Here is a 19,944-nt window from a genome sequence, read left to right as displayed (position 1 = left end):
GCCGGGCTCGCGCGCAATCACAAACCGCAGCAGTGGCGCCCGGCCGAGCTCGATGCGGTGCCGGCGCGGATCAAACCGATCCTTAAGCTGCGCGGTGCCAGCGCCATGAGCGCCATCCAGCTCGACCTCGGTCACCTCCAGTTGCGCCTTCCGCCACACCACCTGGGCCGGCCGCGACAGCCCCTCCCAGACAAACGACGTGCGCAGGATGTCGTGCCGATCCACCACCCGCTGCACCGCGGCAAGATAGCGCTCGAGCAGCCCACGCTCGGCAAACGCCATCTGCGACACCAATAGGTACGGATCGCCCTTTGCCGCCAGCAGATGATGGAACAGGATGCCGTCCTGCAGCGGCGACAGGCCGTAAATGTCCTGGATGTTGCCAACCCCGCCGGGCACCGTGGCGACGATCCGCTCGATCTCGTCCTGCGTCAGCTCGATCAGCGGCAGCATCTGTGGCGTGATCGCCGCACTCCGTTCGGTGATCAGGTTGGCCGGGACCGCCACCTCGTGATGACGGCCCAGGCTTGCGGCCAGATCTGCCAGCACCGGCTTGGCGAACAGGGTGCGCACCTCAATGCCCAGCGACCGCCGCCGCAAACGCTCGATCAGTTGCACCGCCAGCAGCGAGTGCCCGCCCAGTTCGAAGAAGTGGTCGTGGCGCCCGATGCGCTCGACACCGAGCAGCTCGGCCCAGATCGTGGCCAGCGCGGTCTCGATCTCGCCCTGCGGCGGCTCATAGGCGCGATGCGCATACGCCTCGTCGTCCGGCGCCGGCAGCGCGTTGCGGTCGAGCTTGCCGTTCACCGTCAGCGGCAGCGCCGCCAGCCGCACGAACGCACCCGGCACCATGTAGTCCGGCAGCCGCGCACCTAAATGTGCGCGCAAGGTACCGGCCAGCTCGCCGCCATCCTGTCCGTTCGAAGCTGCCTCAGGCGCACACACCACATAGCCGACAAGGTGCTTGTCGCCGCGGCCATCCTCGCGCGCCACCACCACCGCCTCGCGCACCCAGGCGTGCTCGCAAAGCCGCGCCGCGATCTCGCCCGGCTCGATCCGGTAGCCGCGGATCTTCACCTGCTCGTCGTTGCGCCCCAAAAACTCCAGATTGCCGTCCGGCAGATAGCGTGCCAGGTCGCCGGTCTTGTACAGCCGGTCGCCCTCGACAAAGGGGCTGGCGATGAACCGCTCCGCCGTCAGCTCAGGGCGGTTCAGATAGCCGCGCGCCACCCCCGCCCCGCCAATGCAGAGCTCCCCCACCGCCCCGAACGGCACCAGCCCGCCATGACCATCCAGCAGATAGATCCGCGTGTTCGCAATCGGACGGCCAATATGCGGCACTACGTCTTCGGGGAAGAGCCGTCCCGAGGTCGCCACTACGGTAGCTTCCGTAGGTCCATAGTTGTTTATGAGTTTTAGATTCGGTGACAGCGATCCAGGAACACGCTGGAGACGATCACCGCCAACAAGCAAGTACTCCACCTTGGAATTTACCAGCTTATACTCCAATGCCATTGTCGCGAGCGGGGTGATCAAGAAGCCAATGTCAGGCGACTGATCACGCCACCATTGGAGCAGAAGAGAATCTGCTGCTGACGCTCTGGGCGGGAGCAGCAACGTGCTGCGGTTACATAACGCAGACCATAGCTCCCAGGCGCTGGCATCGAACGCTACTCCAGCCGTGAGCGCGCAGCAGGTTTCTGGCTGGCGACAAAAGGTTTGCACATGCCATATTATAAGATTGACCAAGCTGCGATGCTCGACCATGACGCCCTTGGGCGTACCGGTGGATCCCGAGGTGTAGATCACGTAGGCGAGATGGCGGGAGGTGAGGCCGAGCGCGCGCGGGTCCGGATCCGACGCCGGCAGGCTGGCCCACGCCGGTGCCGCCGCAGCGAGCTCCACCACGCTCGCATCGACGCCCACATCGCCCAAGGCGGCGCGGCCGGCCGCATCGGCCAGCAGCAGCCGCGGCGCCGCATCCGCGAGCACCTGGCGCAGCCGCGCCGACGGATAGGCCGGGTCCAGCGGCACATACGCCCCGCCAGCCTTGTGGATCGCCAAAAGCCCCACCACCATCAGCGGACTACGCGCAGCGCAGATCGCCACCGGCTGGTCCGGCCCGACCCCGAGGGCGATCAGATGATGCGCCAGCCGGTTGGCCTGCGCGTTGAGCGCGCCATAGCTCACGCGCTCGGCCCCGCACACCAGCGCCACCGCATCCGGCGCCTCGTGCACCTGCGCCTCGAACAGCTGGTGGATGCACTTGTCCGCAGGATACGGCGCCGCCGTCCGGTTCAGCTCCTCCAGCAGATAGGTGCGCTCCGCAGCCGGCAGGATGTCCAGCTCGCGCACCGGCGTGTCCGGCGCCCGCTCCAGCGCCTCTGCCAGCTGCTCCAGCGCCCGCTGCATGTAGCCGCAGACCCGATCCGCTGAGACGCCCTCCGCCACCTGCGCCGTCAGCCCGAGCGCCTCGCCAAAATCCTCCACCGACAAGGTCAGCGGATAATTGGTGCGCTCCTCCCCGCCCAGCCATTCCACGCCCACCAGACTGTCATCGATTGCGGTGGCGACCGCCGCGGTGTTGTGGCGGTAGTTCAACAGCGCGCTGAACAGCGGCGCCGGCGCCGCAACGCCGCTGCAGCGCTGCGCCAGCGCCAGCGAGGCATGCTCATGGGCCAAGAGCTCGGCCAGCCGGGCATGCGTGGTCCGCACGCTCGCCTCGACCGCGGTCCCGTCAAGATCAAGCCGCAGCGGCAGCGTGTTGATGAACAGCCCCATGGCGCGGTCGGCGCCGGCGTTGCCCTGCAGGCGGCCGAACAGCACCGTGCCGAACACCACCTGCTCGCGGCCGCTGCTGCGCGCCACCACCTGCCCCCACGCCAGATGGCACAGGCTCGCCAGACTCACGCCCAGCCGCCGCGCCTGGTCCCGCAGCCGCGCATGGAGCGCCGGCGGCAGCATCCGATGCGCCTCACGAACCCCGCCGCCGTCGCCGCGCACCTCGCTCAAGCCGAACGGCGTGGTCGGCTCGTCGATGTCGGCCAGCAGCTCCCGGAAGAACGCTTCGTCCGCCTCGGCATCACCGCCGAGATGCGCCTGCGCCACCAGATTGCGGAACGGCTGCGGCGCCGGCAGCTCATGCGCCCGCCCCTCCAGCTCAGCCCGGACCTCGGCATGCATCACGTCCAGCGTGGTGTGATCCCCGATCAGATGATGCTGCAGCTCCAGCAGCAGCCAGCGCGCGCTGCCGGGCTCGCGCGCAATCACAAACCGCAGCAGTGGCGCCCGGCCGAGCTCGATGCGGTGCCGGCGCGGATCAAACCGATCCTTAAGCTGCGCGGTGCCAGCGCCATGAGCGCCATCCAGCTCGACCTCGGTCACCTCCAGTTGCGCCTTCCGCCACACCACCTGGGCCGGCCGCGACAGCCCCTCCCAGACAAACGACGTGCGCAGGATGTCGTGCCGATCCACCACCCGCTGCACCGCGGCAAGATAGCGCTCGAGCAGCCCACGCTCGGCAAACGCCATCTGCGACACCAATAGGTACGGATCGCCCTTTGCCGCCAGCAGATGATGGAACAGGATGCCGTCCTGCAGCGGCGACAGGCCGTAAATGTCCTGGATGTTGCCAACCCCGCCGGGCACCGTGGCGACGATCCGCTCGATCTCGTCCTGCGTCAGCTCGATCAGCGGCAGCATCTGTGGCGTGATCGCCGCACTCCGTTCGGTGATCAGGTTGGCCGGGACCGCCACCTCGTGATGACGGCCCAGGCTTGCGGCCAGATCTGCCAGCACCGGCTTGGCGAACAGGGTGCGCACCTCAATGCCCAGCGACCGCCGCCGCAAACGCTCGATCAGCTGCACCGCCAGCAGCGAGTGCCCGCCCAGTTCGAAGAAGTGGTCGTGGCGCCCGATGCGCTCGACACCGAGCAGCTCGGCCCAGATCGTGGCCAGCGCGGTCTCGATCTCGCCCTGCGGCGGCTCATAGGCGCGATGCGCATACGCCTCGTCGTCCGGCGCCGGCAGCGCGTTGCGGTCGAGCTTGCCGTTCACCGTCAGCGGCAGCGCCGCCAGCCGCACGAACGCACCCGGCACCATGTAGTCCGGCAGCCGCGCACCTAAATGTGCGCGCAAGGTACCGGCCAGCTCGCCGCCATCCTGTCCGTTCGAAGCTGCCTCAGGCGCACACACCACATAGCCGACAAGGTGCTTGTCGCCGCGGCCATCCTCGCGCGCCACCACCACCGCCTCGCGCACCCAGGCGTGCTCGCAAAGCCGCGCCGCGATCTCGCCCGGCTCGATCCGGTAGCCGCGGATCTTCACCTGCTCGTCGTTGCGCCCCAAAAACTCCAGATTGCCGTCCGGCAGATAGCGTGCCAGGTCGCCGGTCTTGTACAGCCGGTCGCCCTCGACAAAGGGGCTGGCGATGAACCGCTCCGCCGTCAGCTCAGGGCGGTTCAGATAGCCGCGCGCCACCCCCGCCCCGCCAATGCAGAGCTCCCCCACCGCCCCGAACGGCACCAGCCCGCCATGACCATCCAGCAGATACACGCGCGTGTTCGCAATCGGACGGCCAATCGTTTCAACGACAACGTCCCCCCTTCGTATGCAAATCCAGGTCGAGTAGGTCGTTGTCTCGGAAGGACCGTACAGATTACAGATCTTCTCGACGCCACTGCTCTCAAATGCCTTCGCGATGAGATCCGCCTTCAGCCGCTCGCCGGCCAAATTGATGACGCTTGTCGAAGCCGGTACTGCTTTCTGATCGAGCAGAGCGGCGATCGCCGAAGGGACGGTGTTGATTAAGGAGACATCCGACGGCGTTTGCGCATTCTCGACAAGGTGCAGCCTGGTTCCTTGCGAGAGTGGAACGAAGCACTCGTAGATCGACAGATCAAAGCTGATCGAGGTGGCAAACAGCGTCCGGCTGATCTCTGATTCCGCAAACACGCCGCTGCTCCAATGCAGCAGGTTGACAGTGCTGCGATGCTCGACCATGACGCCCTTGGGCGTACCGGTGGATCCCGAGGTGTAGATCACGTAGGCGAGATGGCGGGAGGTGAGGCCGAGCGCGCGCGGGTCCGGATCCGACGCCGGCAGGCTGGCCCACGCCGGTGCCGCCGCAGCGAGCTCCACCACGCTCGCATCGACGCCCACATCGCCCAAGGCGGCGCGGCCGGCCGCATCGGCCAGCAGCAGCCGCGGCGCCGCATCCGCGAGCACCTGGCGCAGCCGCGCCGACGGATAGGCCGGGTCCAGCGGCACATACGCCCCGCCAGCCTTGTGGATCGCCAAAAGCCCCACCACCATCAGCGGACTACGCGCAGCGCAGATCGCCACCGGCTGGTCCGGCCCGACCCCGAGGGCGATCAGATGATGCGCCAGCCGGTTGGCCTGCGCGTTGAGCGCGCCATAGCTCACGCGCTCGGCCCCGCACACCAGCGCCACCGCATCCGGCGCCTCGTGCACCTGCGCCTCGAACAGCTGGTGGATGCACTTGTCCGCAGGATACGGCGCCGCCGTCCGGTTCAGCTCCTCCAGCAGATAGGTGCGCTCCGCAGCCGGCAGGATGTCCAGCTCGCGCACCGGCGTGTCCGGCGCCCGCTCCAGCGCCTCTGCCAGCTGCTCCAGCGCCCGCTGCATGTAGCCGCAGACCCGATCCGCTGAGACGCCCTCCGCCACCTGCGCCGTCAGCCCGAGCGCCTCGCCAAAATCCTCCACCGACAAGGTCAGCGGATAATTGGTGCGCTCCTCCCCGCCCAGCCATTCCACGCCCACCAGACTGTCATCGATTGCGGTGGCGACCGCCGCGGTGTTGTGGCGGTAGTTCAACAGCGCGCTGAACAGCGGCGCCGGCGCCGCAACGCCGCTGCAGCGCTGCGCCAGCGCCAGCGAGGCATGCTCATGGGCCAAGAGCTCGGCCAGCCGGGCATGCGTGGTCCGCACGCTCGCCTCGACCGCGGTCCCGTCAAGATCAAGCCGCAGCGGCAGCGTGTTGATGAACAGCCCCATGGCGCGGTCGGCGCCGGCGTTGCCCTGCAGGCGGCCGAACAGCACCGTGCCGAACACCACCTGCTCGCGGCCGCTGCTGCGCGCCACCACCTGCCCCCACGCCAGATGGCACAGGCTCGCCAGACTCACGCCCAGCCGCCGCGCCTGGTCCCGCAGCCGCGCATGGAGCGCCGGCGGCAGCATCCGATGCGCCTCACGAACCCCGCCGCCGTCGCCGCGCACCTCGCTCAAGCCGAACGGCGTGGTCGGCTCGTCGATGTCGGCCAGCAGCTCCCGGAAGAACGCTTCGTCCGCCTCGGCATCACCGCCGAGATGCGCCTGCGCCACCAGATTGCGGAACGGCTGCGGCGCCGGCAGCTCATGCGCCCGCCCCTCCAGCTCAGCCCGGACCTCGGCATGCATCACGTCCAGCGTGGTGTGATCCCCGATCAGATGATGCTGCAGCTCCAGCAGCAGCCAGCGCGCGCTGCCGGGCTCGCGCGCAATCACAAACCGCAGCAGTGGCGCCCGGCCGAGCTCGATGCGGTGCCGGCGCGGATCAAACCGATCCTTAAGCTGCGCGGTGCCAGCGCCATGAGCGCCATCCAGCTCGACCTCGGTCACCTCCAGTTGCGCCTTCCGCCACACCACCTGGGCCGGCCGCGACAGCCCCTCCCAGACAAACGACGTGCGCAGGATGTCGTGCCGATCCACCACCCGCTGCACCGCGGCAAGATAGCGCTCGAGCAGCCCACGCTCGGCAAACGCCATCTGCGACACCAATAGGTACGGATCGCCCTTTGCCGCCAGCAGATGATGGAACAGGATGCCGTCCTGCAGCGGCGACAGGCCGTAAATGTCCTGGATGTTGCCAACCCCGCCGGGCACCGTGGCGACGATCCGCTCGATCTCGTCCTGCGTCAGCTCGATCAGCGGCAGCATCTGTGGCGTGATCGCCGCACTCCGTTCGGTGATCAGGTTGGCCGGGACCGCCACCTCGTGATGACGGCCCAGGCTTGCGGCCAGATCTGCCAGCACCGGCTTGGCGAACAGGGTGCGCACCTCAATGCCCAGCGACCGCCGCCGCAAACGCTCGATCAGTTGCACCGCCAGCAGCGAGTGCCCGCCCAGTTCGAAGAAGTGGTCGTGGCGCCCGATGCGCTCGACACCGAGCAGCTCGGCCCAGATCGTGGCCAGCGCGGTCTCGATCTCGCCCTGCGGCGGCTCATAGGCGCGATGCGCATACGCCTCGTCGTCCGGCGCCGGCAGCGCGTTGCGGTCGAGCTTGCCGTTCACCGTCAGCGGCAGCGCCGCCAGCCGCACGAACGCACCCGGCACCATGTAGTCCGGCAGCCGCGCACCTAAATGTGCGCGCAAGGTACCGGCCAGCTCGCCGCCATCCTGTCCGTTCGAAGCTGCCTCAGGCGCACACACCACATAGCCGACAAGGTGCTTGTCGCCGCGGCCATCCTCGCGCGCCACCACCACCGCCTCGCGCACCCAGGCGTGCTCGCAAAGCCGCGCCGCGATCTCGCCCGGCTCGATCCGGTAGCCGCGGATCTTCACCTGGTCGTCGTTGCGACCCAGGAACTCAATATTGCCGTCCGGCAGATAACGCCCGAGGTCACCGGTCCGGTACAGCCGGTCGCCCTCGACAAAGGGGCTGGCGATGAACCGCTCCGCCGTCAGCTCAGGGCGGTTCAGATAGCCGCGCGCCACCCCCGCCCCGCCAATGCAGAGCTCCCCCACCGCCCCGAACGGCACCAGCCCGCCATGATCATCCAGCAAATACACCCGCGTGTTCGCAATCGGGCGGCCGATCGGGATGTTGCTGGGTAGAGATGGCTCTCTCGGAATGTCATAGAAGATACAACCGACAACTGCTTCAGTTGGGCCGTACTCGTTCACCATTCTCACCGTGGGCTGGATCCTGCGCCACAACTCCACTGTCGAATGCGACAGCGCTTCACCGCCGATGATAAGCACTCCAACGCGGCTCGGCGCCGAGTCCGCCAGCATCTGTTGCCCAAGGGCATTCAGATGGCTCGGGGTAATATTGACGATCCCGCAGTCCGAGCGGATCGTTGCTTTGAGTCCCTCGACCTCATCTCCCTCCTTTATAAGGAATGCATGGCCACCACAGATCAGAGGCGCAAACAGACTGTTGATTGTCGCATCGAAGACCAGAGGCGAGGAAATCACGGAGGATGATCTGGGAGCGTACGCATCGCGGGCCCAGGAGAGATAATTGACCAAGCTCCGATGCTCGACCATGACGCCCTTGGGCGAGCCGGTGGATCCCGAGGTGTAGATCACGTAGGCGAGATGGCGGGAGGTGAGGCCGAGCGCGCGCGGGTCCGGATCCGCTTCCGGCAGGCTGGCCCACGCCGGTGCCGCCGCATCGAGCTCCACCACGCTCGCATCGACGCCCACATCGCCCAAGGCGGCGCGGCCGGCCGCATCGGCCAGCAGCAGCCGCAGCGCCGCATCCGCGAGCACCTGGCGCAGCCGCGCCGACGGATAGGCCGGGTCCAGCGGCACATACGCCCCGCCGGCCTTCAGGATCGCCAAAAGCCCCACCACCATCAGCGGACTGCGCGCAGCGCAGATCGCCACCGGCTGGTCCGGCCCGACCCCGAGGGCGATCAGATGATGCGCCAGCCGGTTGGCCTGCGCGTTGAGCGCGCCATAGCTCACGCGCTCGGCCCCGCACACCAGCGCCACCGCATCCGGCGCCTCGTGCACCTGCGCCTCGAACAGCTGGTGGATGCACTTGTCCGCAGGATACGGCGCCGCCGTCCGGTTCAGCTCCTCCAGCAGATAGGTGCGCTCGGCGGTCGGCAGCAGCTCAATCCGGTGGACCTCTTGCTGCGCATCGGCAACCATCGCCCGCAGCAGCGCCAGCAGATAATCCCGCTGCCGCTCGATCGTCGCCTGATCAAACAGCGCCGTGGCATAGCCCAGCGTCCCGGCGATCACCTCACCCTGCTCGCCAAGGCTCAGCTCCAGATCGAACTTGACCTGGTCGTACCCGCCCCCGGCCGCCTCCACCATCAGCCCGGCAAGATCGAACGCCCCGCCGGTGTTGTTCTCCCAGGCCAGCATCGCCTGGAACAACGGCGTGTGATCCAGCGACCGCGGCGGCTGCACGATCTCCACCACCTGCTCGAACGGCAGGTCCTGGTGCTCCTGCGCTCCCAGGGCCGTGCGCCGCGTCCGCTCCAACAGCTCCGACACGCTCGGCCCGCCCGACAGGTCCAGCCGGAGCGCCAGGGTGTTGACGAAGAAGCCGATCAACCCTTCGATCTCGCGACGGCCCCGATTGGCGCTCGGCACGCCGATCACAAGATCGTCCTGCCCCGACAGACGCGACAGCACCGCCGCCCAGGCTGCCAGCACCATCATGAACAATGTCGTGCCATGCTGCCGGCCCAGCCGCTTCAGCGCCCGCGTCAGACCCGCATCGATGACGATCGGGACCGTCGCCCCCGCAAACGACTGCTGCGCCGGCCGCACACGGTCGGTCGGCAAGACAAGACGGGTCGTGCCTGCCAGGGCGCTGCGCCAATACTGCGCCTGCTTCTGCAGCCGTTCCCCCGACAGCCATTGGCGTTGCCAGGCGGCGTAATCCGGATATTGGATCGCCAACGCCGGCAAAGGATCGTCCTGACCAGCCTCGAATGCCCGGTAAAGCTGGCTGAGTTCACGCAGCAGCACGCCCATCGACCAGCCGTCCGAGACGATGTGGTGCTGGGTCAGCAGGAACACGTGCGCCTCGTCCGACAGCCGGATCAGCCGGCCGCGGATCAGCGGGCCCCGCGCCAGATCGAACGGCGTGCGCGCTTCCTGCTGGCACAGCTGCGACAGCGCGGCGTCCGCATCCAGCCTGCCCCGCAGATCGTGCTCCACGACCGGCAGCCCCGCCTCCTCCGGCAGAAGCTCGACCCGGGGCTTGCCCTCCGAGGTGACAAAGACGCTGCGCAGCGCCTCATGCCGCGCAAACAAACGGTCCAGGCTACGCTGCCAGGCGCTGCGGTCGAGCCCACCCTTGAGCCGCCACGCCAGCGGCACGTGATAGGTCGTGCCGCCCTGATCCAGCTGCGCCAAAAACCACAGCCGCTGCTGCGCAAACGACAGCACCAGCGGCTCATGCCGCGACACGGCTGCAATCGCCGGCGGGTCTTGCGGACCGCAGCGGTTCAAAAGCTCGACAATGCTCATCGCCAGATCGGCCAGCACCGGTCTTGCAAACAGCGTCCGCAGCGGCAGCTCGACACCCAGCGCCTGCGACAGCCGGCTCATCAGCTGCACCGCCAACAGCGAGTGCCCGCCCAGTTCGAAGAAGTGGTCGTGCCGTCCGATGCGCTCGACACCGAGCAGCTCGGCCCAGATCGTGGCCAGCGCGGTCTCGATCTCGCCCTGCGGCGGCTCATAGGCGCGATGCGCATACGCCTCGTCGTCCGGCGCCGGCAGCGCGTTGCGGTCGAGCTTGCCGTTCACCGTCAGCGGCAGCGCCGCCAGCCGCACGAACGCACCCGGCACCATGTAGTCCGGCAGCCGCGCACCTAAATGTGCGCGCAAGGTACCGGCCAGCTCGCCGCCATCCTGTCCGTTCGAAGCTGCCTCAGGCGCACACACCACATAGCCGACAAGGTGCTTGTCGCCGCGGCCATCCTCGCGCGCCACCACCACCGCCTCGCGCACCCAGGCGTGCTCGCAAAGCCGCGCCGCGATCTCGCCCGGCTCGATCCGGTAGCCGCGGATCTTCACCTGGTCGTCGTTGCGACCCAGGAACTCAATATTGCCGTCCGGCAGATAGCGTGCCAGGTCGCCGGTCTTGTACAGCCGGTCGCCCTCGACAAAGGGGCTGGCGATGAACCGCTCCGCCGTCAGCTCAGGGCGGTTCAGATAGCCGCGCGCCACCCCCGCCCCGCCAATGCAGAGCTCCCCCACCGCCCCGAACGGCACCAGCCCGCCATGACCATCCAGCAGATAGATCCGAAGATCGGGAATGCGCCTTCCGATCTGACTGCCCGAATCGGTAGTGTCAGACTGATCAAGAGACCGATAGGTGACATGCACGGTCGTTTCCGTAATACCGTACATGTTGATCAGTTGTGGTGCGCGATCTGAATGCCTTGCATACCATGGCTTCAGAATCGATGGCTCCAGAGCCTCTCCACCAAAAATAACGTAGCGAAGGCGGTGTCGAGCACCGCTCTGACGCTCCAGATCCACAAGAGCTTTAAAAGCCGAAGGGGTCTGATTCAGAACTGTAACGCCGGACTTGCAGATGAGATCATCGAAGTCAGGAGCAGAGCGAGCGGTGTCGCTCGGCACAAGAATCAAACGACCGCCATAACGCAGTGCGCCCCACAACTCCCACACTGAGAAGTCGAACGAGAAGGAATGGAACAGGCACCATACGTCCTGTTCAGTGAAACCATACCATTCCTGCGTCGCCTCGAACAAACGAACAATCTGAGCATGCTCGACCATGACGCCCTTGGGCGAGCCGGTGGAGCCCGAGGTGTAGATCACGTAGGCGAGATGGCGGGAGGTGAGGCCGAGCGCGCGCGGGTCCGGATCCGACGCCGGCAGGCTGGCCCACGCCGGTGCCGCCGCAGCGAGCTCCACCACGCTCGCATCGACGCCCACATCGCCCAAGGCGGCGCGGCCGGCCGCATCGGCCAGCAGCAGCCGCGGCGCCGCATCCGCGAGCACCTGGCGCAGCCGCGCCGACGGATAGGCCGGGTCCAGCGGCACATACGCCCCGCCGGCCTTCAGGATCGCCAAAAGCCCCACCACCATCAGCGGACTGCGCGCAGCGCAGATCGCCACCGGCTGGTCCGGCCCGACCCCGAGGGCGATCAGATGATGCGCCAGCCGGTTGGCCTGCGCGTTGAGCGCGCCATAGCTCACGCGCTCGGCCCCGCACACCAGCGCCACCGCATCCGGCGCCTCGTGCACCTGCGCCTCGAACAGCTGGTGGATGCACTTGTCCGCAGGATACGGCGCCGCCGTCCGGTTCAGCTCCTCCAGCAGATAGGTGCGCTCCGCAGCCGGCAGGATGTCCAGCTCGCGCACCGGCGTGTCCGGCGCCCGCTCCAGCGCCTCTGCCAGCTGCTCCAGCGCCCGCTGCATGTAGCCGCAGACCCGATCCGCTGAGACGCCCTCCGCCACCTGCGCCGTCAGCCCGAGCGCCTCGCCAAAATCCTCCACCGACAAGGTCAGCGGATAATTGGTGCGCTCCTCCCCGCCCAGCCATTCCACGCCCACCAGACTGTCATCGATTGCGGTGGCGACCGCCGCGGTGTTGTGGCGGTAGTTCAACAGCGCGCTGAACAGCGGCGCCGGCGCCGCAACGCCGCTGCAGCGCTGCGCCAGCGCCAGCGAGGCATGCTCATGGGCCAAGAGCTCGGCCAGCCGGGCATGCGTGGTCCGCACGCTCGCCTCGACCGCGGTCCCGTCAAGATCAAGCCGCAGCGGCAGCGTGTTGATGAACAGCCCCATGGCGCGGTCGGCGCCGGCGTTGCCCTGCAGGCGGCCGAACAGCACCGTGCCGAACACCACCTGCTCGCGGCCGCTGCTGCGCGCCACCACCTGCCCCCACGCCAGATGGCACAGGCTCGCCAGACTCACGCCCAGCCGCCGCGCCTGGTCCCGCAGCCGCGCATGGAGCGCCGGCGGCAGCATCCGATGCGCCTCACGAACCCCGCCGCCGTCGCCGCGCACCTCGCTCAAGCCGAACGGCGTGGTCGGCTCGTCGATGTCGGCCAGCAGCTCCCGGAAGAACGCTTCGTCCGCCTCGGCATCACCGCCGAGATGCGCCTGCGCCACCAGATTGCGGAACGGCTGCGGCGCCGGCAGCTCATGCGCCCGCCCCTCCAGCTCAGCCCGGACCTCGGCATGCATCACGTCCAGCGTGGTGTGATCCCCGATCAGATGATGCTGCAGCTCCAGCAGCAGCCAGCGCGCGCTGCCGGGCTCGCGCGCAATCACAAACCGCAGCAGTGGCGCCCGGCCGAGCTCGATGCGGTGCCGGCGCGGATCAAACCGATCCTTAAGCTGCGCGGTGCCAGCGCCATGAGCGCCATCCAGCTCGACCTCGGTCACCTCCAGTTGCGCCTTCCGCCACACCACCTGGGCCGGCCGCGACAGCCCCTCCCAGACAAACGACGTGCGCAGGATGTCGTGCCGATCCACCACCCGCTGCACCGCGGCAAGATAGCGCTCGAGCAGCCCACGCTCGGCAAACGCCATCTGCGACACCAATAGGTACGGATCGCCCTTTGCCGCCAGCAGATGATGGAACAGGATGCCGTCCTGCAGCGGCGACAGGCCGTAAATGTCCTGGATGTTGCCAACCCCGCCGGGCACCGTGGCGACGATCCGCTCGATCTCGTCCTGCGTCAGCTCGATCAGCGGCAGCATCTGTGGCGTGATCGCCGCACTCCGTTCGGTGATCAGGTTGGCCGGGACCGCCACCTCGTGATGACGGCCCAGGCTTGCGGCCAGATCTGCCAGCACCGGCTTGGCGAACAGGGTGCGCACCTCAATGCCCAGCGACCGCCGCCGCAAACGCTCGATCAGCTGCACCGCCAGCAGCGAGTGCCCGCCCAGTTCGAAGAAGTGGTCGTGGCGCCCGATGCGCTCGACACCGAGCAGCTCGGCCCAGATCGTGGCCAGCGCGGTCTCGATCTCGCCCTGCGGCGGCTCATAGGCGCGATGCGCATACGCCTCGTCGTCCGGCGCCGGCAGCGCGTTGCGGTCGAGCTTGCCGTTCACCGTCAGCGGCAGCGCCGCCAGCCGCACGAACGCACCCGGCACCATGTAGTCCGGCAGCCGCGCACTCAAGTGCGCGCGCAAGGCGCCGGCCAGCTCGCCGCCATCCTGTCCGTTCGAAGCTGCCTCAGGCGCACACACCACATAGCCGACAAGGTGCTTGTCGCCGCGGCCATCCTCGCGCGCCACCACCACCGCCTCGCGCACCCAGGCGTGCTCGCAAAGCCGCGCCGCGATCTCGCCCGGCTCGATCCGGTAGCCGCGGATCTTCACCTGCTCGTCGTTGCGCCCCAAAAACTCCAGATTGCCGTCCGGCAGATAGCGTGCCAGGTCGCCGGTCTTGTACAGCCGGTCGCCCTCGACAAAGGGGCTGGCGATGAACCGCTCCGCCGTCAGCTCAGGGCGGTTCAGATAGCCGCGCGCCACCCCCGCCCCGCCAATGCAGAGCTCCCCCACCGCCCCGAACGGCACCAGCCCGCCATGATCATCCAGCAAATACACCCGCGTGTTCGCAATCGGGCGGCCGATCGGGATGTTGCTGGGTAGAGATGGCTCTCTCGGAATGTCATAGAAGATACAACCGACAACTGCTTCAGTTGGGCCGTACTCGTTCACCATTCTCACCGTGGGCTGGATCCTGCGCCACAACTCCACTGTCGAATGCGACAGCGCTTCACCGCCGATGATAAGCACTCCAACGCGGCTCGGCGCCGAGTCCGCCAGCATCTGTTGCCCAAGGGCATTCAGATGGCTCGGGGTAATATTGACGATCCCGCAGTCCGAGCGGATCGTTGCTTTGAGTCCCTCGACCTCATCTCCCTCCTTTATAAGGAATGCATGGCCACCACAGATCAGAGGCGCAAACAGGCTGTTGATTGTCGCATCGAAGACCAGAGGCGAGGAAATCACGGAGGATGATCTGGGAGCGTACGCATCGCGGGCCCAGGAGAGATAATTGACCAAGCTCCGATGCTCGACCATGACGCCCTTGGGCGAGCCGGTGGATCCCGAGGTGTAGATCACGTAGGCGAGATGGCGGGAGGTGAGGCCGAGCGCGCGCGGGTCCGGATCCGCTTCCGGCAGGCTGGCCCACGCCGGTGCCGCCGCATCGAGCTCCACCACGCTCGCATCGACGCCCACATCGCCCAAGGCGGCGCGGCCGGCCGCATCGGCCAGCAGCAGCCGCGGCGCCGCATCCGCGAGCACCTGGCGCAGCCGCGCCGACGGATAGGCCGGGTCCAGCGGCACATACGCCCCGCCGGCCTTCAGGATCGCCAAAAGCCCCACCACCATCAGCGGACTGCGCGCAGCGCAGATCGCCACCGGCTGGTCCGGCCCGACCCCGAGGGCGATCAGATGATGCGCCAGCCGGTTGGCCTGCGCGTTGAGCGCGCCATAGCTCACGCGCTCGGCCCCGCACACCAGCGCCACCGCATCCGGCGCCTCGTGCACCTGCGCCTCGAACAGCTGGTGGATGCACTTGTCCGCAGGATACGGCGCCGCCGTCCGGTTCAGCTCCTCCAGCAGATAGGTGCGCTCGGCGGTCGGCAGCAGCTCAATCCGGTGGACCTCTTGCTGCGCATCGGCAACCATCGCCCGCAGCAGCGCCAGCAGATAATCCCGCTGCCGCTCGATCGTCGCCTGATCAAACAGCGCCGTGGCATAGCCCAGCGTCCCGGCGATCACCTCACCCTGCTCGCCAAGGCTCAGCTCCAGATCGAACTTGACCTGGTCGTACCCGCCCCCGGCCGCCTCCACCATCAGCCCGGCAAGATCGAACGCCCCGCCGGTGTTGTTCTCCCAGGCCAGCATCGCCTGGAACAACGGCGTGTGATCCAGCGACCGCGGCGGCTGCACGATCTCCACCACCTGCTCGAACGGCAGGTCCTGGTGCTCCTGCGCTCCCAGGGCCGTGCGCCGCGTCCGCTCCAACAGCTCCGACACGCTCGGCCCGCCCGACAGGTCCAGCCGGAGCGCCAGGGTGTTGACGAAGAAGCCGATCAACCCTTCGATCTCGCGACGGCCCCGATTGGCGCTCGGCACGCCGATCACAAGATCGTCCTGCCCCGACAGACGCGACAGCACCGCCGCCCAGGCTGCCAGCACCATCATGAACAATGTCGTGCCATGCTGCCGGCCCAGCCGCTTCAGCGCCCGCGTCAGACCCGCATCGATGACGATCGGGACCGTCGCCCCCGCAAACGACTGCTGCGCCGGCCGCACACGGTCGGTCGGCAAGACAAGACGGGTCGTGCCTGCCAGGGCGCTGCGCCAATACTGCGCCTGCTTCTGCAGCCGTTCCCCCGACAGCCATTGGCGTTGCCAGGCGGCGTAATCCGGATATTGGATCGCCAACGCCGGCAAAGGATCGTCCTGACCAGCCTCGAATGCCCGGTAAAGCTGGCTGAGTTCACGCAGCAGCACGCCCATCGACCAGCCGTCCGAGACGATGTGGTGCTGGGTCAGCAGGAACACGTGCGCCTCGTCCGACAGCCGGATCAGCCGGCCGCGGATCAGCGGGCCCCGCGCCAGATCGAACGGCGTGCGCGCTTCCTGCTGGCACAGCTGCGACAGCGCGGCGTCCGCATCCAGCCTGCCCCGCAGATCGTGCTCCACGACCGGCAGCCCCGCCTCCTCCGGCAGAAGCTCGACCCGGGGCTTGCCCTCCGAGGTGACAAAGACGCTGCGCAGCGCCTCATGCCGCGCAAACAAACGGTCCAGGCTACGCTGCCAGGCGCTGCGGTCGAGCCCACCCTTGAGCCGCCACGCCAGCGGCACGTGATAGGTCGTGCCGCCCTGATCCAGCTGCGCCAAAAACCACAGCCGCTGCTGCGCAAACGACAGCACCAGCGGCTCATGCCGCGACACGGCTGCAATCGCCGGCGGGTCTTGCGGACCGCAGCGGTTCAAAAGCTCGACAATGCTCATCGCCAGATCGGCCAGCACCGGTCTTGCAAACAGCGTCCGCAGCGGCAGCTCGACACCCAGCGCCTGCGACAGCCGGCTCATCAGCTGCACCGCCAACAGCGAGTGCCCGCCCAGTTCGAAGAAGTGGTCGTGCCGTCCGATGCGCTCGACACCGAGCAGCTCGGCCCAGATCGTGGCCAGCGCGGTCTCGATCTCGCCCTGCGGCGGCTCATAGGCGCGATGCGCATACGCCTCGTCGTCCGGCGCCGGCAGCGCGTTGCGGTCGAGCTTGCCGTTCACCGTCAGCGGCAGCGCCGCCAGCCGCACGAACGCACCCGGCACCATGTAGTCCGGCAGCCGCGCACCTAAATGTGCGCGCAAGGTACCGGCCAGCTCGCCGCCATCCTGTCCGTTCGAAGCTGCCTCAGGCGCACACACCACATAGCCGACAAGGTGCTTGTCGCCGCGGCCATCCTCGCGCGCCACCACCACCGCCTCGCGCACCCAGGCGTGCTCGCAAAGCCGCGCCGCGATCTCGCCCGGCTCGATCCGGTAGCCGCGGATCTTCACCTGGTCGTCGTTGCGACCCAGGAACTCAATATTGCCGTCCGGCAGATAACGCCCGAGGTCACCGGTCCGGTACAGCCGATCGCCCTCGACAAATGGACTGGCGATGAACCGCTCGGCTGTCAGTTCAGGGCGGTTCAAATACCCGCGCGCCACTCCCGCCCCGCCAATGTAAAGCTCGCCCACCGCGCCGAACGGTACGGGCGCACGATGACCGTCCAGCAGGTACACAAGTGTGTTGGCAATTGGACGGCCGATCGGGACCACTGACCCATCAAAATCAGCCGGACAAGTCCAAAACGTCGCGAAGGTCGTCGTCTCGGTGGGCCCGTAGCAGTGAATGAGACGTACCGGGCCTTTTTCTTTCAGCAATCTCAGAAATGAGGCGAGATCACCGCGCTCACCTCCGCAGAGGAGGTACTTCAGCTGCGCCAACGTCGGAGCAATCGATGATGCATATTGGTTGAACAATGCTGTTGTCAGAAACAGTGTTGTCACGCGGTGCTGTTCTAGCGCTCGGGCAAAACTGGGAGCATCCCTGACGGTGGCGGCATCCATTGCAATAACGCAACCACCGTTAAGCAGCGGTGCCCATACTTCGAATGTGCTCGCATCGAAGGCGGGATTGCCAGCCCATGCCACCCGATCTCCTGCATCGACCTTCACATACCCACTGTTGATCACGAGCCGGTTGACGGCACGATGAGGAACAACGACTCCTTTCGGAAGGCCAGTTGAGCCGGAGGTGTACATGACGTAAGCGGCAGTTTCAGCGCTCAACGCCAGCCCAGGAGCGGAACTACATCCCGTTCCAACTATCAGCGACTCAATGGAAAGAACAGGTATCGTCGCCTCAACCAGGTCATCCCCGCAAAGCACCAAGCGTGCAGCACAATCGGCCATCAACCATTCTTGTCGCGCCATCGGAAGGGCGCGATCGATCGGGACATACGCACCTCCCGCCTTCAGGATCGCCAGCTGCGCCACCACAAGAGCGGCGGAGCGGTCCAGCACGGTGGCAATGCGATCCCCGGGCTCGACCCCGAGGGTGATCAAATGATGCGCCAGGCGGTTGGCCCGTGCGTTGAGCTCGCCATAGCTCAGCCGCTCATCTTCACACACCACCGCCACCGCATCCGGCGCACCGCGCACCTGCGCCTCGAACAGCTGGTGGATGCACTTGTCCGCAGGATACGGCGCCGCCGTCCGGTTCAGCTCCTCCAGCAGATAGGTGCGCTCGGCGGCCGGCAGCAGCTCAATCCGCCCGACCTCTTGCTGCGCATCGGCGACCATCGCCCGCAGCAGCGCCAGCAGATAATCCCGCTGCCGCTCGATCGTCGCCTGATCAAACAGCGCCGTGGCATAGCCCAGCGTTCCGGCGATCACCTCACCCTGCTCGCCAAGGCTCAGCTCCAGATCGAACTTGACCTGGTCGTACCCGCCCCCGGCCGCCTCCACCATCAGCCCGGCAAGATCGAACGCCCCGCCGGTGTTGTTCTCCCAGGCCAGCATCGCCTGGAACAACGGCGCGTGATCCAGCGACCGCGGCGGCTGCACGATCTCCACCACCTGCTCGAACGGCAGGTCCTGGTGCTCCTGCGCTCCCAGGGCCGTGCGCCGCGTCCGCTCCAACAGCTCCGACACGCTCGGCCCGCCCGACAGGTCCAGCCGGAGTGCCAGCGTATTGACGAAGAAGCCGATCAGCCCTTCGATCTCGCGACGGCCTCGATTGGCGCTCGGCACCCCGATCACAAGGTCGTCCTGCCCCGACAGACGCGACAGCACCGCCGCCCAGGCCGCCAGCACCGTCATGAACAACGTCGTGCCATGCTGCCGGCTCAGCCGCTTCAGCTCCCGCGTCAGATCCGCATCGATGACGATCGAGACCGTCGCCCCGGCAAACGACTGCTGGGCCGGCCGCGGTCGGTCCGTCGGCAGCGCCAGACAGGCCGGCGCGCCGGACAGATGGCTGCGCCAATACTGCGCCTGGCGCTGCAGCCGCGCGCCCGACAGCCACTGCCGCTGCCAGGCGGCATAGTCCGGATACTGCAGCGCAAGCGGCGGCAGCGGATCGTCGTCTCCGGCCACGAATGCCCGGTAAAGCTGAGTGAGCTCGCCCACCAGCACGCCCAGCGACCAGCCGTCCGAGACGATGTGGTGCTGGGTCAGCAGGAACACGTGCGCCTCGTCCGACAGCCGGATCAGCCGGCCGCGGATCAGCGGGCCCCGCGCCAGATCGAACGGCGTGCGCGCTTCCTGCTGGCACAGCTGCGACAGCGCGGCGTCCGCATCCAGCCTGCCCCGCAGATCGTGCTCCACGACCGGCAGCCCCGCCTCCTCCGGCAGAAGCTCGACCCGGGGCTTGCCCTCCGAGGTGACAAAGACGCTGCGCAGCGCCTCATGCCGCGCAAACAAACGGTCCAGGCTGCGCTGCCAGGCGCTGCGGTCGAGCCCACCCTTGAGCCGCCACGCCAGCCGAATGTGATAGGTCGTGCCGCCCTGATCCAGCTGCGTCAAAAACCACAGCCGCTGCTGCGCAAACGATGGTGCTAGCTCGGTTTGGCGCCCAACCTTTCGTATCAACGTAGCTTTTCGGCTGCTACTTCGGTTTCTCTCCTTGGCGAGGACTAGAAGCTTGCTCAAGCCTTCTACATCCAGCTTCTCCAAACTGCCCCTAACGATATCGGTCAT

1 protein-coding gene (only partly in view) is annotated in these 19,944 nt (G+C 67.4%); it reads right to left on the bottom strand.

Going from position 1 to position 19,944, the window contains the following annotated elements:
• Positions 1–19,944, bottom strand: the 5' portion of a protein-coding gene (locus ACVWZM_RS22015; protein WP_456854746.1) for a non-ribosomal peptide synthase/polyketide synthase. It extends 16,440 nt beyond the left edge of the window; the window shows 19,944 of its 36,384 coding nt (coding positions 1–19,944); its start codon is at positions 19,942–19,944; the stop codon falls past the left edge of the window.

The organism is Bradyrhizobium sp. USDA 4501 (assembly GCF_054062115.1).
Note: the sequence above shows the minus strand (reverse complement) of the source record. Positions and strands in the feature narration are given on the sequence as shown.